This is a genomic window from Holospora curviuscula, assembly GCF_002930195.1.
Taxonomy (GTDB): Bacteria; Pseudomonadota; Alphaproteobacteria; order Holosporales; family Holosporaceae; genus Holospora; species Holospora curviuscula.
The window spans coordinates 1-13,650 of record NZ_PHHC01000123.1; the positions used below are offsets into that span (position 1 = coordinate 1).

The window sequence follows — 13,650 nt, forward strand, 5'->3', positions numbered from 1 at the left end:
TTTTGGATCTTGTTTTGCTGTCATCATCATTCTTTGTTTTAGCGCTTCTGCCGCCATATAATTCGGGTACATTTGGCTCACAGTGATTCTTTTAGCAATAGCTAGGATTCTGATAACATTGTCCATTATGCTGGCGGCAAAAAAGCCGTTATCCCGACGGTACATGCAAAAAAAAAACCACAGAATTTGACCCAGATCTTTATAAAGAAAAGACTTTAGTCGAGCGAATGTTCAACAAGTTAAACTATTTTAGGCCTGTTACACCCAGATGTGCTATACTTGCACACGCTTTTCTTTCCTTCATTTTTCTGAGTCACTCATAATTACAAAATAAACTTAAATGTCGACATGCCTTAAGTAAATTTTTTATTCTATTTTTTATTCTATTTTTTATTTTTCTATTTTCTTCTGAAATATTTTACATGCCTGAATAAATCCAGAAAATAAACTCTTATTCTGGTCAAAGTATTCCGGATGCCACTGAACTCCTACACAGAACGGATGATAAATATGTTCGATTCCTTCCACTACACCATCCGGGGCAAGGGCACTAATACGTATCTCATGTCCTAAACGATCTACACCTTGTTGATGAGAAGAATTTACGTCTAGTGTAGCACATTGAAAACACTGGGACAAATGCGTATCGGGAAATATTTTTATAGAATGTGCATTACTTTCTGAAACGTTGTGGGATATTACGTCTGGTATTTGAGATAGATTTTGTAGTAATGATCCCCCTAATACCACGTTAATTAGTTGCATACCCCCGCAAATACCTAAAATAGGCATATTTCGTTGTAATGCTTCTTGACAATAAGCCCATTCAAGCTGAGTACGCTCTGATTTTATAGGAAGATTACACTGCAAAGACTGATTAAATAATTCAGGATCAATCGTAAATCTTCCTCCAATAATCATTAACCCATGGGCATATTGCATATAAAATCCAATATTTTCAAAACTGTAAGGCACTACAATTGGAGCACCTCCTTGTTCTATAAGGGAAGTGAGGTAGTTTTTTCTTAAAAAAAGTTTTGTATTCTCTGCCTCTTCTTCAAAATCAGGAATAACAATAATCAAAGGAACACAAATCATTAAGCAGTTTCGCTAGATTCAAGTATATTTTCTAAAAACTTTGTAAAATCACTACCAGATTGCTTATATCGCGTTTTCATATCTCGTTTTTTGGCAGCGCGCATATCCGTTCCTTCCACTACAAAATTTTCAATTTTTCCTCCACGAGACAACCATTTTACAGAAATACGAGCACCATTTGAAGCAAAAACATCGGTCACTACCGTACAACTTATGCCGCCTCTTCCTGGATAACATTTGCTTTTACTGGCATCTATCTTAAAATGTTCTTCCGTATTCCCTTTGGGAGTATAATATTTTTTAAGAATATTATGATACGCCTTACACACGGATGTACTAAATCTTTCTTCATAAAGATCGCGTTGTTCTGGAGAAATAAGTTTATATTTTAAAGGACAGCAATGCTGGGCCATTTTATTCATGTCAAAATTTTTTTGAACTAACTGTTGAACGTCCGAAAACGGCGCTTGTTTAGAAAGTAATTCTACCAATTCGGTTCCAAAACGCTGTACGCAATTTATGGCTTCTTCCCGGGCTTTTGTTGTATCTAAAGAATTATTTTTTTCTATATTGGTACTACTTACCGGTGATGATAAAGCAAAACAGGTACACAAAACAACTAAAGTCTTAAATGAAAACATAGCTCAAAATGTTAAGAACTAGATTTTATTCTATATTGAATAGACCTTGAATACAATATTAAAAAAAATATTTTTTTCTAGCGCTTCCTAAATTATGAGTAAAAAACTTTTAAAAATTACTTATTAATCAAAATGTAAATACAAAAATTAAAAAATATTTTTATTGTTTATATTTCTTTTATTAAAATAAAAGATAAAATTTTAACTTTTTTTATTTTCTCTTCATATTGACAAAATAGTGAATAAAACGTTATGTTCTTACTGTTGATTTTATCCGTCAATGTAAAAATGCGATTTTTATCTTTTAGAGAGCTGTCCCGAGAAGAGACTATGTTGCTAAGTAAATTGCGACAGGATAACATTCTGAGTTTAGATCAGGAAAAAATTGTTTTATTAGAGCACCAGCATTCCGGTATAGATATTAAAAAATTAATTCTAGACTGGGGAATTTTAAGTGAAGCAAAACTGTTGGAATTTATTGCTTCTATCCATAATTTGCCTTATTTTAGTCTTAAGGATCCCAACATCCAACTTGCCTGGGATGTTGTCTCCGTAGAGCTACTCCATCAAGTATTCATCGTTCCTATTCGTAAGGGAGATGTATTATATATCTTAATGCCAAAAGCTCAAGATTTACCTGTGCAAGATTTAGTACGATGTTGCGTAAAAGTCCCTTTTCAATGGGCTTTAGGAACTACCTCTGAAATTCAAAACGCTTTAAAGCAGGTTCAAAAAAAGGTTGATCTACATGCACTTTTTTCAGATCAGCATCATTTTGATGATCAAGTGATTAGTCAATTTTTGTATCATACACTGTCTAACGCAGTCAACGAAGGGGTGTCGGATATTCATTTTGAGCCAGAAAAATTTTCTGTTCGTGTGCGTTATCGCTATGACGGACTATTACGTACGATCTGTTGTTTTCATTTAAGCTTTTGGAGTGCAACCTGTATACAGATTAAAGTATTGTCCGGTATGGATATTGCAGAATCTCGCAATCCTCAAGATGGGCGATTTTCTTTTGCTTTAAGCAATGGTTTAATCGATGTACGAAGCGCAACGCATCCCACCTATTATGGGGAAAACGTGGTATTACGTATTTTAAACCGCAATCAAGAACTGCGTTCTTTAAAAGAATTAGGCTATGATGCGCTTACTTTAAGTACAATGACTCAGTTTCTTTCTAAGCCAGAAGGATTATTGGTAATCACTGGCCCTACAGGGTGCGGAAAAACCAGTACGCTCTATGCTATGGTTCATGAAATGGATTCGGAAGCTTTGAATATTATGACACTGGAGGAGCCTATCGAGTATAAAATTTCTGGGATTCGACAAACGGAAGTACGAGAAGAAAGTCCTATGACTTTTGCCAAAGGAGTTCGCTCTATTTTGCGTCAAGATCCCGATGTAATCTTAATTGGAGAAATTAGAAATGAAGAAACCGCTGCTATGGCGGTACGGGCTGCCATGACAGGCCATCACGTTTTAACTACGCTTCATGCCACCCATGTGCTAGGAGTTTTTTACCGTATGTTGGAGTTTAACATTTCCTTGACGATGACAGCAGGCCTTATTCATGGTGTGATCTCTCAACGTTTGGTCCGTATACTGTGTCGTTACTGTTGTATTGTTCAGAAAGAAGCACTAGAAGAACCGCAATTTCATGGGATACAAGGCCTGCTATACCAAGCTGTGGGATGCGAATTTTGTAAAGGTACGGGATACAAGGGACGTAAAGCTTTGGCAGAAATTTTGGTGATGAATGGTGTGATAGAGTCTATGATTCTAGAACAACGTCCTTATTGGGAAATTAAACGCGCTTTGTACGCTAGTGGATTTGAAGATTTGGCTATGCAAGGAAAAAAATTGGTAGAGCAGGGAATCACAAGTTGGGTTGAACTTAAACGCGTCATAGGAATTTAATTACAGTATGCAGAATAAACATAAAAAAATGTATTCTTATAAAGCTGTGAGTAAAACCGGAACACGCTATAAAGGTTGCGGCGTATATTGTTCTTATCATGCTTTATGTAGCGCACTTAATGGACAAAATTTGACTATTTTACGTGCTTATCGAAGGTTTTTTTGGCTGGATCGTTTACGATTGAATCACAATTTCATTATTCACATGTTAATAGGTTTAGAATGGTCTTTAAGTACAGGACAGCCTCTCTCTATGGCGCTAAAAAGTTTGGAGATTAAGGGTTTTTTTGGTATGATTATGCAAGATGTTGGGGTACACATTGCACAAGGTAAACTTTTTTCTGAAGCTTGGAGTTCTTATACAGGGCTTATTTCTCCGGTGGTGCTTGCTTTTTTTCGGCAAGGGGAAGTGTCAGGAAATTTATCTCATGGAATTAAACAGGGGCGTTTGTATTTAGAAAAACGCCGATTTTTACATCAACAGCTTATGAGCGTATTACGACTTCCTCTTTTAAACTTGGGTGCCTGTCTTTTTACAGGCTATCTCTTGTATTCCGAGGTGGCTCAATCCTTAATTCCTATATTGCTAGAAAAACATGCGGTACTTTCTTTCTGGACAAGAACACTAATTCTTTTAGCGAATATTTCCTGGGGAATGATTTTTTCTAGTGTATTAGCAAGCGCTATCGCTTTGAGTCTGGTCTACATTTTCTATTTACCGCGTTCTAAACAGAATCTGGAGATTTTTTTATTTCGTTTTCTTCCTCTGTATTCAGATGCTCAGTATACCCATGGTTTTGAAATTTTATCTAGCCTTCTTAATGCAAAAGTTCCCTTGCTTTCTGGACTAAGTATCACACAAGAGGCAGTTACATCGGGGTATTTAAAAAAAACCTTTCTTTACCTGAGAACCTTCATTCAGGAAGGAGGGAATTTTTCTGATGCCTCCAAACACTGGCTTTGTTTCCCTCAACATTATGTTTATCTCTTGCGATATGGCCAAGATCATGGACATCTTCAAGACGCTGTGCAGCATATTAGCGGTTTATTAGCGTTACGATTAGAATTTGGAATTCAAAAATGGATGCGTCGATTGCCTCTGTTCTGTCTTGGAATTGTAGCGTGCGTATTGTTATTTTTGATACAAAGCATTTTTCTTCCTTTATACGATGCGTTAGGAGAGGTCTCTCATGGATAGAATTATTTGTGTAGTAGAACCGCATCGTGCACTGGCTTACGATGTACGGCTAGGAAAAAGCACATTTCAATACGAACATTCTTTGGAGGAGCTTCCCGTATTTTTACACACCCTCCAAGCTTGGAATTGTACACTTCATATTTTGGACTTAAGTTCTACTACTTATTTTAAGTGGGAGCGTGCACCGGGAGGATTAACGTGGTGGGAGCGTATACAATGGTTTCGAGAAAAAATGAAACAATTTGCACAAGATAGTCCCTATAGCCTGTGGTACGCTAATCGTCGTCAACAGTGGCTATGCGCTTTAAAAGTCACAAAGCCGGTATTACCTCAGTGGATAGAAGAAAAATTACAGGCTCAATCTATCCCACTCTTTTATCATAGTTATCCTTTAGAGTTAGTACGAAATATAAAAGTTCACTTTGAAACAGTGCATGAAAAATTTAAATGCTTTATTTTGCAAAGATTAGATAGCCCCAGTATATTTTCAGTATATTATGGGGATGTTCTTATCTTTTTACGTCTTTTAATTCCTATGCCTCAAGAATCTCTGGCTCAACTTGTTCAAGAAACTATACGTCATGTAGAAGAAACGTTTCATATTCATACCCTAGAGTTTGTATGTCTAGGAGATCATGAACAATCTTTTTCGGAAATTAACAGTATTATTTTAGACGGACAATTTTATTATGGACCCCGTTTAGAACGGTGGATGGAACAGCGTTCTATCTTTTCATCAACACGCTGTGAAAGTTTTTTAGATCGGTTTGTTTTGGCCCAAGCCCACCCATATCAGTTGTTACGGGTACAGGGCAAACGATTTTTTCTCAATACATTAGAGCCTAAACTTCGTCGATTTGCTTGGATCCACATACTTCCTTTGATGGGCGGAATATGGATTCATAGTTATCAATGGCGACGGGAAACCAAGCTAAGGAATCTTTGTGAAAATGTTCATCGTCAGTGGAAAGAATTGCCTTGGAAAGAACAAGAATTTTTAAATGTTGAAGCGCAGCTGCACCGAAACCACGGACAACTTTCGAAAACTACAGCATACATACAGCAATTTGAACAGATTTTAGCGGACAAATCTTTGCTTAAAAAAGTTGAATTTACTCAGAATAAAGGGCGATATTGGTTTAATTTTGAAAATACCGATAAGGTATTGCAAAAAAATTTATTAACAGCGGCTTGGAGACAATATATGTCTTCTAAAAGTTCTATAGAGTGGAAAGAATACGCTCCATCTCCCTTAATAGGCGAAGTAGAAGAGTTAGAGTGTGGTGAAGGTGGATCGCCTTTTTCCGTAGGTCCTTGAGGATGGTGCGGTGGATGATACGCTATGTAAAGCTACGCTTTGGAGTGCTTTTATGGAGTATAGGCACAGTATTAAACGGGAGTTTTTTCTATTGGGGATATAAGAACTTTTCACGAATAAAAGATTTAGAACTGTATTTGACTCGTACTACGGATGTACTCAAACGTGCATTAACTTGGAAAGTTGAGGATTTTTTTCTACCGGATAAATTGCCAGAATTTTCTCAAGAATTGAAAAAGTATGCTATGCATTTTGATACACTCCAAGTGACCTATAAAAAACCTTTTGTAGGGGAGGCTTGGATTGAAATGACCATAACATTTAAAATACAGCATGATGATATATTTTGGAATTTTTTTAAAGCGTTATACACGCGCTACAAAGGTAGGATTGAATCGGTAACTCTAACACTGTCTAGAGGAGAAGCAGAGGCATCAGACTATGATGCGTCTTCTCCTCATTTTTCTGAAGACGAAGCATTAAAAAATTGGATAAACGGGGTGTATAAGGCACGGTATTATTTTTTTAATGCAGAAAGGTAATATGGGTGATGTGGATGTTTGGATTATCATTATTTTTTACTCACCCCTACAATTTTGAGCAAAAACAAAAAGTGTCTTCAGAGGAGGTAAAGCGTGCTCCGATAATTTTTGTATTACAGGGAATTTTTTTACGTCCAGATACTCAAGAATGGATCGTTTGGATTAATGATCATCGTTTAGATCATCTTCATCAGCGATCTTTACATGGATGGTATGTAGTTAAAGTGGGGGAACATTATGTTGTATTGGAAAACTACAAAAAGCAGCGTTTAACATTACAGCTCAAAGAATCTGTTTCGGTTCCTTAAAGGGAATTTTTTTAACTTGTTTCAGTACGTATTTCTTTATGTTGAGGATTTACGGCGTAATGTAACTTAGAAAAAACCTAAGCGATTATTTCATGCTAGAATAAATGGTGTAAAAAAAGAACCTAAGGTATTAGATTCACATAGAAATGCACTCAAAAGATGATAAAAAAGTTATAAAAATCACGGTATATAAGAACTTATGAAGAACAAGAAGCCATCTCGTTCAAAGCGTCATGAGGAGCAAAAGTCTATGTTAAGGGGGGGGCACTAAACCTTATTATATTTATTTATTTTGTATAATATTAAGTTAAAATTTATATATAGTATGGTATTTTCAAAGAAGAATGCCTGGATTTCATAGCAAAGATATTAAAAAAAAGTAAGAACCTGCCTTCACAATGATGCAAGTCTTCTAATCAATAGCATAGAGTGTGTAGTCACAATAATATTATTCTCCTCCGTCAAGACAAAACTTTCATACTCTTGGAAGCATCTTAGAAAGTCATTAAGCCAAGAAAATGTGGGCTCCACAGATCATCTTTTTTCCAAAATACCCCCCTTAAGTCAGGCGAGCTGAAAATCTGCTTGTGTTCTTCAGGACGTTTTCACGGATGATGCCATTATTTTCCGATAACCGGCATCCGCGCAAATACTCTTAAGTTTTGGATTTGAAATATAGCACAGCGTCCAGCCATATTATGAATATGAGATTCCTAGACTTTAGCATATACAGGATAATCTTGTGGGTCTGTTATACTATGACGGTTACGACTTTTTTCCCCATCAATGACCCGGTTTTCAGCGTAGTTCGTTGTTGTTACATTGTTTGAATCGAGTATACTGTAACTGGGATTAGCATGGCGTTTTATTTTATGGAACTAAAATTTACAAGATATCTCATCCTTTTTCCCCGGATTTCTGTATTTTTAGCTCTTTAAAAAACTATAGACTGTTTTCCAGAGCGGGTATTATTTTGGAAAAAAACGCCATCGGTATCCCGATTTCATGAAAAAAATAAAGAATTCATCAACGGTCTTGGGCTATGCTTGCAGCTTTTTCTATCATTGTTCGTTCTAAAATGACTTTCACTTAAGGCCCCCATCGTTTATCTATTAAATCATATTGCATAGGTCATTTTTTCTCTTTCTATCCATATCTTTTAATCCATTTATCTCACGTTGTGAAGACAGGTTCTCACATTTAACAATACGAGCGGGATGGCTAAATATTTACCTAGTGAAAATCTTTATTAGCGACCGAACTATTTTGGGAAACTATCTCGTAACTAAACTATCTAATATTTTATGTAATGTGCATAATTCGCGCTTCAGTTTACAGTAAGCTTTTTAAGATTCGATAAACGTTTTTTCACACACTTGCATCATGCGTTCTAAACAGTAGGAAATAGTTCTATCTTTAGAGAAATTTGAGCCAATACTTAATAAAAATTACTATACAAAATCCGAAAAGGCAGGTCTTTTCTTCATTAATTAGAAATATAAAAAAACCACAGGAAGAATTCCTATGGTTTTTTTGTGCTGTATAAATACTCAGTCAACTATCGATAATTATTGTTTTGTCTCGAAGAGGTCTTGTATTCCTGATATTCATTACTTTGTCTCGAGTAAGACTGGTCTTCAAATTGTGCAGTGTGTTCAAGTTGTTCTAATTTTTGCTTTTCTTTGAGCTGTTTAAGCTCTTTCTTTGATGAGCAATAGTTCCTTTGACCCTCAAACATTTTTAGTTTTGACTGTACCATATAGTTTATCAACGCATTTTTTTGGCTCTCTACTTCATGAAAATAGTTTTTAGAAGGATTTTTCTTTTTCAAAATATCACTTTTTATTTTTTTAAGATTATCTATAAACTTAAACCGTTCCTTGTCTTGTTGACCAATGGAATCCATCACACTTTTTCTAAAACGATACTCTGCCTCGGCTTTTTTTACTTCCTCATTACCAAAAGCGTATTTAAGAGCTTGACAGGCGTTACTATACTTACATATCGCCTCTACTTTTCGAAATTTAGCCACTACCTCAAGTTCAAATGCTTGCTTTATATAAGCTTCAATCATTGAAAGTACACTGGAATAATACTCATCAGAAACATCAACTTTTTTATTTTGATACTGTTCTTCAGTGGGAACACCGATTTTTATCTGTTGCACTAATATTGAGTTGAAAGGTGGAGGCGGTTTTTGACCTTCATTACCTTTTTCAAGATCTTCTGACTTATGGATTTTAACCTGCTTTATTTTCTTTTCTTCTAGATCATCTCTCTCCTCTTGAACTCCATTAAGTTCGTTAACTTTTTGATCTATCTGCACTTGTAATGTAGAGCTAAGTAAATTTCTAACAAACCCAGATGTTGATACAAAATCAACAATTTTCTGGATTTTTTCATCAACTTTCTTTTCTTCCAAGGTGTTTTTTTCATTTTTAAAATATAAGGTTGCAGAAGCAGTATCTTTCTCTACTAAAAATTTGTTAAGACTTTTACTCCTATTTTGAACAGAAAGAATCGCAGATTTTGTAAGCGAGTCTATTTCTTTAAAATGGTTGTGCTTCACCGCATAAGGTGCCTCCGTCAGATCAAACGTTTGCAACGTTTGCGTTTGTCTTGGTTCTTCTGGGCACAAAAGAAAACATTGTGTGAGATAAAAGTTTGATTCCAAAAGCTCTTTTAAACACTCTAAACGGTCGTTAGTAGAGGATATTTCCCTCTTTATATGTTCTATCATCTGTTCTTCTTCTGTAAGAGCAAATACAGAAGACGATATGTTTACAGAAGTTAATGAAATTAACAAAAATAGTTTTAATATGTGCATAAATTTTCCAATACTGTTTACACAATCAAATTGTGGAAGAAAAAAAACATTTGTCAAGCGTTAAAAAACAAAGCTCAAAGGGTGTTCAAGAAGCGCAGACTTTTTACCACAATCCATCTTTTTACTATCCGGAAATGATTATAAAAGCATATGACATATGTCTAAAAAATAAAAAGACTTTTTTTTGGGGGTGGTTATGGATACAATAAGAATGTCTTTTATTCAAAAACTCTTATTATGACTGAAACTTTGCCTGTTCAAAAGCCGACGTTATTTGCTCTCCCCACGTCTTTTGTGTCTTTAAGAAATAGTCAGTTACCCCGTCACGGAGCGCCTTTATATGTGACAACTCCTATTTATTACGTCAATGATGTTCCTCATATTGGCCATGCGTACACCACTATTGCTGCAGACGTTATTGCACGATTTTGGAGGTTTTTAGGCTGGCCTACACGATTTCTTACCGGGGTTGATGAGCATGGGGCAAAGGTGGCACACTCCGCAAAAGCTAAAAATATTCCCCCTCAATCCTATGTGGACGAAATGGCAAAAGTTTTTAAAGCACTGGTGCAAGCCCTGGATGCTACTCCAGACGACTTTATTCGTACTACAGATCACCGCCATCACCAAGCGGCTCAAGCGCTATGGAAGGCGTTAGAGGTTAAAGGACAGGTCTACTTGGGGACTTATGCGGGTTGGTATGCCGTGAGAGATGAAGCGTTTTATACGGATGCAGAAATCCAAGAGGGAAAAGCGCCTACAGGAGCTCCTGTAGAATGGGTAGAAGAACCTTGCTATTTCTTTAAATTATCCGCATGGCAAGATGCGCTATTAACCCATTATAAAAACAATCCAGAGGCTATTGGACCTAAAGAGCGCTACAACGAAACGCTTCGATTTATTGAATCCGGGTTAAAAGATTTAGCCATTTCAAGAACAAAATTGTCTTGGGGAATTAGTGTACCCACTCATGTTGGTCATGTTATGTACGTATGGATGGATGCGTTGACAAATTATATCACTGCTCTGGGATATCCGGATACGGAGCAGGAGTATTACAAAAAATTTTGGCCCAATAGCGTTCACTTGGTAGGGAAAGACATTCTTCGGTTTCATACGGTGTATTGGCCAGCTTTTTTGATGGCTGCAGGACTTGAACCTCCGGCTCGCGTGTTTGCCCATGGATGGTGGACCAAAGAAGGTCAAAAAATGTCAAAATCTTTAGGAAACGTTCTGGATCCCTTTGCGCTTATTCAACATTACGGATCAGATGCATTGAGATACTTCTTATTAAGGGAGATACGATTTGGTCAAGATGGAGATATTTCTGAGCAAGCTCTGGTAAAGCGTTGCAATCAAGAATTGGGAAATACACTAGGCAACTTAGCACAACGTATTTTAGCTTTTATTCATCAGTACCATCCAGAAGGTGTACAGGGTACAGCACACACCCCTTTAGATCCTCAGCACGAAGCATTGCAAACCTGGGGGCGCCGTACGGTAGTATACTTAAAAACTTGTATTGAACAGGAAGATCTTTACGGGTACATTGATTTACTGCAAACTGCTGTTCAGCAGGTTAACGGTTACGTCACAGAGTTTGAGCCATGGAAGCTTCGTAGTCTTCCCGAAAAAACATCGTATTTATCGCAGGGATTGTATAGCTTGTGTATGTTTTTGAGAGATACAGCCCTTTTATTTTCTATAGTACTCCCCCAAGCTATGGGAAAATTGTTAAAGCAAATGGGGGAAGAAATAGAGGGAGCTCAAGGCAGTGTGCACCGGCTTGGAGCTCAGTTATTACCTGGACCTTGGCCAAAACCTGAACCACTGTTTACACGATGGGAGCCTTTAGTTTAGTGCAACTTTTGGTTCTTTTATTTTCTGTGACGCTTTGGTACGGAGAAAAAAACCTTCTGCGCCTTAGAGAAAACTTATATCTTACCCTAGCCTTCAGTATATTTTATGCACTTGGGAATCGTCTTAAAGGGGTAATGTGGGAAACGCCGTCTAAGGCATGGTTTAGTATACAATGCAGACCTTAGCGTTATATATTCATTGGCCTTTTTGTGCTTCTTTATGTCCCTATTGCGATTTTACTCGAGGGCTATGGTCTCAAGCTCCTACTCAAGACGTGACGGTTTGGCTAAAAGCCTATAAACAAGAACTTTCTTATTGGTGCCATCGTCTTGGACCTCGTAAAATCACTAGTATTTTTTTTGGGGGAGGCACGCCGTCTCTTATGCCCCTACCATTATTAGAAGGAATATTAATTCATATCGATAAGATATTTAAACAATCTCACTCTTTCATTGAAGTAACGTTGGAGATGAACCCTACAGGAGTTGAGTTAAAAAAGCTACAAGATATTATTTCCTTGGGCGTGAATCGAATTTCGGTGGGAGTACAATCACTCCAAGACAAAATCTTAACTTTTTTGGGGCGAAAGCATAGTGCACAGGAAGCAAGGACTGTACTGTATTGGCTCAAGGAACGAGGAGTGCGCTTTTCTTTAGATCTCATGTATGCACATGCTTATCATCAGAATGAAGAAGTTTGGCAAGAAGAGCTGAAAGAAGCGGTACATCTTGCCGGAAATCACATTTCTCTGTATCAATTGACAGTGGAGGCAGGTACCCCCTTTCATCGTTATAAAAAGCAGGGAAATAGGCTTACGCTGGATTCGGCGGCTGCGGCAGATCTTTATGTCTGGACTGACAGTTATTTAGAATTTTTGGGGTGGCAAGGATATGAAATTTCTAATTACGCTCTTAAAGAAGAATATTGTTCTCACAATTTAAGCTATTGGCGCTATGAAGATTACTTAGGCATCGGAACGGGCGCCCACGGTAGGGTGACCCTTCCCTGTGCTACGAAATATGCTATTGTCAACGACCCTCGACCTGAGTGCTGGCTGAATCGGTGTACTACCTCGGGTAACGGCATAAGACGCGAGTATCCCTTAAAGGAAGAAGCCCAGTTTAAAGAACGCATGCTAATGGGATTGCGCTTAAAAGAAGGAATGTCATTAACATCCCCCCTTTCGCCATCTTTTAGGCTAAAAATTCAAGACTTAAAAGACGCAGGGTATGTAGTGGAAGATAAAGCATCTATTCAATTAACAAGAGAAGGTAGACTGCGCCTAGACGGAATACTGGCGTTTTTATGGAAATAAGCTCAACAATGCTCAAAAGTTTTTACAGTGCTAGAGCTAGTAGTCTTACCTATGCCTTGTGTAGTCTTTCTCTAGCAAGGAAATAAATTTTGAGAATCCTTTCTACTTAAATAATCTATAATAGGATCATATAGAACATTAACTATAAACGGTTATAAAAAATAGCGCGTCAATTGAACAATGTGTAGCGTGAGACCATTGTGTCTCAATGGGATTAAGGTCAGGAGGATACGCAGGGAGGTAAAGTAAAGTATGACCAGTATCCTTAATTCATTTTCTACATAGCTTTACCTTGATGGAACGCAGCATTATCCCTGGCAATACCACGGTTTTCTGGGATATTGGTTAGGAACATTTCCTCTACCCAACAAGTCAATACTTCTACAGAACCCGTAAATAATTCAATGAGCTCTAAAGTAGAGCCCATTAAAGTGCTTGTAGCATTTGTTTTACATATTGATTCTCCGTTCTCACTCTAATCCTATTTTTTGTAACAACGTTTCCCTTTTATAGAATACCCGTGAGTTCTTGGCATATCATGAGACAATCCACATTCATCAACTTTTCTGGTTAATTCATCACACTTTTGGTACAATACAGATCTTTTTTCTGGATCCGCC

The 13,650-nt window shown here is 37.1% G+C and carries 13 protein-coding genes; 8 read left to right on the plus strand and 5 right to left on the minus strand.

Going from position 1 to position 13,650, the window contains the following annotated elements:
* Positions 1-390 precede the first annotated feature (390 nt).
* Entirely contained in the window at positions 391-1,098 is a 708-nt protein-coding gene (locus tag HCUR_RS06185; protein ID WP_104207223.1) for a gamma-glutamyl-gamma-aminobutyrate hydrolase family protein, read from the minus strand.
* Positions 1,098-1,739, minus strand: coding sequence for an ABC transporter substrate-binding protein (locus tag HCUR_RS06190; protein WP_104207224.1), 642 nt, complete (start codon positions 1,737-1,739; stop codon positions 1,098-1,100). Before HCUR_RS06190 ends, HCUR_RS06185 begins: the two co-directional genes overlap by 1 nt.
* A gap of 252 nt (positions 1,740-1,991) precedes the next feature.
* On the opposite strand from HCUR_RS06190, the gene HCUR_RS06195 reads away from it, so the two are divergent.
* From HCUR_RS06195 to HCUR_RS06215, 5 genes are read left to right on the plus strand one after another with little or no spacing between them, the layout of a single operon-like run.
* Positions 1,992-3,662, plus strand: a complete 1,671-nt coding sequence (locus HCUR_RS06195; protein ID WP_104207225.1) for a GspE/PulE family protein — start codon at positions 1,992-1,994, stop codon at positions 3,660-3,662.
* A 7-nt stretch (positions 3,663-3,669) separates the two neighbouring features.
* Positions 3,670-4,860, plus strand: coding sequence for a type II secretion system F family protein (locus tag HCUR_RS06200; protein ID WP_104207226.1), 1,191 nt, complete (start codon positions 3,670-3,672; stop codon positions 4,858-4,860).
* The gene (locus HCUR_RS06205) at positions 4,853-6,178 is read left to right on the plus strand and encodes a hypothetical protein (RefSeq protein WP_104207227.1); all 1,326 of its coding nucleotides are present in this window, start codon (positions 4,853-4,855) and stop codon (positions 6,176-6,178) included. Before HCUR_RS06200 ends, HCUR_RS06205 begins: the two co-directional genes overlap by 8 nt.
* A gap of 5 nt (positions 6,179-6,183) precedes the next feature.
* Positions 6,184-6,720 (plus strand): hypothetical protein, encoded by a 537-nt coding sequence (locus HCUR_RS06210; RefSeq protein WP_207760961.1) that lies wholly within the window; start codon positions 6,184-6,186, stop codon positions 6,718-6,720.
* A gap of 5 nt (positions 6,721-6,725) precedes the next feature.
* Positions 6,726-7,028 carry a hypothetical protein gene (locus tag HCUR_RS06215; RefSeq protein ID WP_129591951.1) on the plus strand — a complete coding sequence of 101 codons (303 nt, stop codon included), beginning with the start codon at positions 6,726-6,728 and terminating at the stop codon, positions 7,026-7,028.
* A 1,558-nt stretch (positions 7,029-8,586) separates the two neighbouring features.
* On the opposite strand, the gene HCUR_RS06220 is transcribed toward HCUR_RS06215, so the two are convergent.
* Positions 8,587-9,855 carry a hypothetical protein gene (locus tag HCUR_RS06220; RefSeq protein ID WP_104207230.1) on the minus strand — a complete coding sequence of 423 codons (1,269 nt, stop codon included), beginning with the start codon at positions 9,853-9,855 and terminating at the stop codon, positions 8,587-8,589.
* A gap of 237 nt (positions 9,856-10,092) precedes the next feature.
* On the opposite strand from HCUR_RS06220, the gene metG reads away from it, so the two are divergent.
* From metG to hemW, 3 genes are read left to right on the plus strand one after another with little or no spacing between them, the layout of a single operon-like run.
* Complete coding sequence (gene metG / locus HCUR_RS06225; RefSeq protein ID WP_104207231.1) at positions 10,093-11,715, plus strand: methionine--tRNA ligase; 1,623 nt, start codon at positions 10,093-10,095, stop codon at positions 11,713-11,715.
* Positions 11,697-11,900, plus strand: coding sequence for a hypothetical protein (locus tag HCUR_RS08785; RefSeq protein WP_207760962.1), 204 nt, complete (start codon positions 11,697-11,699; stop codon positions 11,898-11,900). Before metG ends, HCUR_RS08785 begins: the two co-directional genes overlap by 19 nt.
* Positions 11,888-13,030 (plus strand): radical SAM family heme chaperone HemW, encoded by a 1,143-nt coding sequence (gene hemW, locus HCUR_RS06230; RefSeq protein ID WP_104207232.1) that lies wholly within the window; start codon positions 11,888-11,890, stop codon positions 13,028-13,030. The genes HCUR_RS08785 and hemW overlap by 13 nt, the downstream gene beginning before the upstream one ends.
* A gap of 138 nt (positions 13,031-13,168) precedes the next feature.
* Here the strand turns inward: hemW and HCUR_RS10315 are convergent, their stop codons facing one another.
* On the minus strand, positions 13,169-13,300 hold the full coding sequence (locus HCUR_RS10315; RefSeq protein WP_129591952.1) for a transposase: 132 nt from the start codon (positions 13,298-13,300) through the stop codon (positions 13,169-13,171).
* Between the two features lie 7 nt (positions 13,301-13,307).
* Positions 13,308-13,457 carry a hypothetical protein gene (locus HCUR_RS08790; protein ID WP_165780828.1) on the minus strand — a complete coding sequence of 50 codons (150 nt, stop codon included), beginning with the start codon at positions 13,455-13,457 and terminating at the stop codon, positions 13,308-13,310.
* Positions 13,458-13,650 lie beyond the last annotated feature (193 nt).

Coding starts and splice junctions, on each gene's coding strand:
- HCUR_RS06190 (WP_104207224.1), bottom strand. CDS start 1,739: ATGTTTTCATTTAAGACTTTAGTTGTTTTGTGTACCTGTTTTGCTTTA.
- HCUR_RS06185 (WP_104207223.1), bottom strand. CDS start 1,098: ATGATTTGTGTTCCTTTGATTATTGTTATTCCTGATTTTGAAGAAGAG.
- HCUR_RS06200 (WP_104207226.1), top strand. CDS start 3,670: ATGCAGAATAAACATAAAAAAATGTATTCTTATAAAGCTGTGAGTAAA.
- HCUR_RS06220 (WP_104207230.1), bottom strand. CDS start 9,855: ATGCACATATTAAAACTATTTTTGTTAATTTCATTAACTTCTGTAAAC.
- hemW (WP_104207232.1), top strand. CDS start 11,888: ATGCAGACCTTAGCGTTATATATTCATTGGCCTTTTTGTGCTTCTTTA.
- metG (WP_104207231.1), top strand. CDS start 10,093: ATGACTGAAACTTTGCCTGTTCAAAAGCCGACGTTATTTGCTCTCCCC.
- HCUR_RS06195 (WP_104207225.1), top strand. CDS start 1,992: ATGTTCTTACTGTTGATTTTATCCGTCAATGTAAAAATGCGATTTTTA.
- HCUR_RS06205 (WP_104207227.1), top strand. CDS start 4,853: ATGGATAGAATTATTTGTGTAGTAGAACCGCATCGTGCACTGGCTTAC.
- HCUR_RS08785 (WP_207760962.1), top strand. CDS start 11,697: ATGGGAGCCTTTAGTTTAGTGCAACTTTTGGTTCTTTTATTTTCTGTG.
- HCUR_RS08790 (WP_165780828.1), bottom strand. CDS start 13,457: ATGGGCTCTACTTTAGAGCTCATTGAATTATTTACGGGTTCTGTAGAA.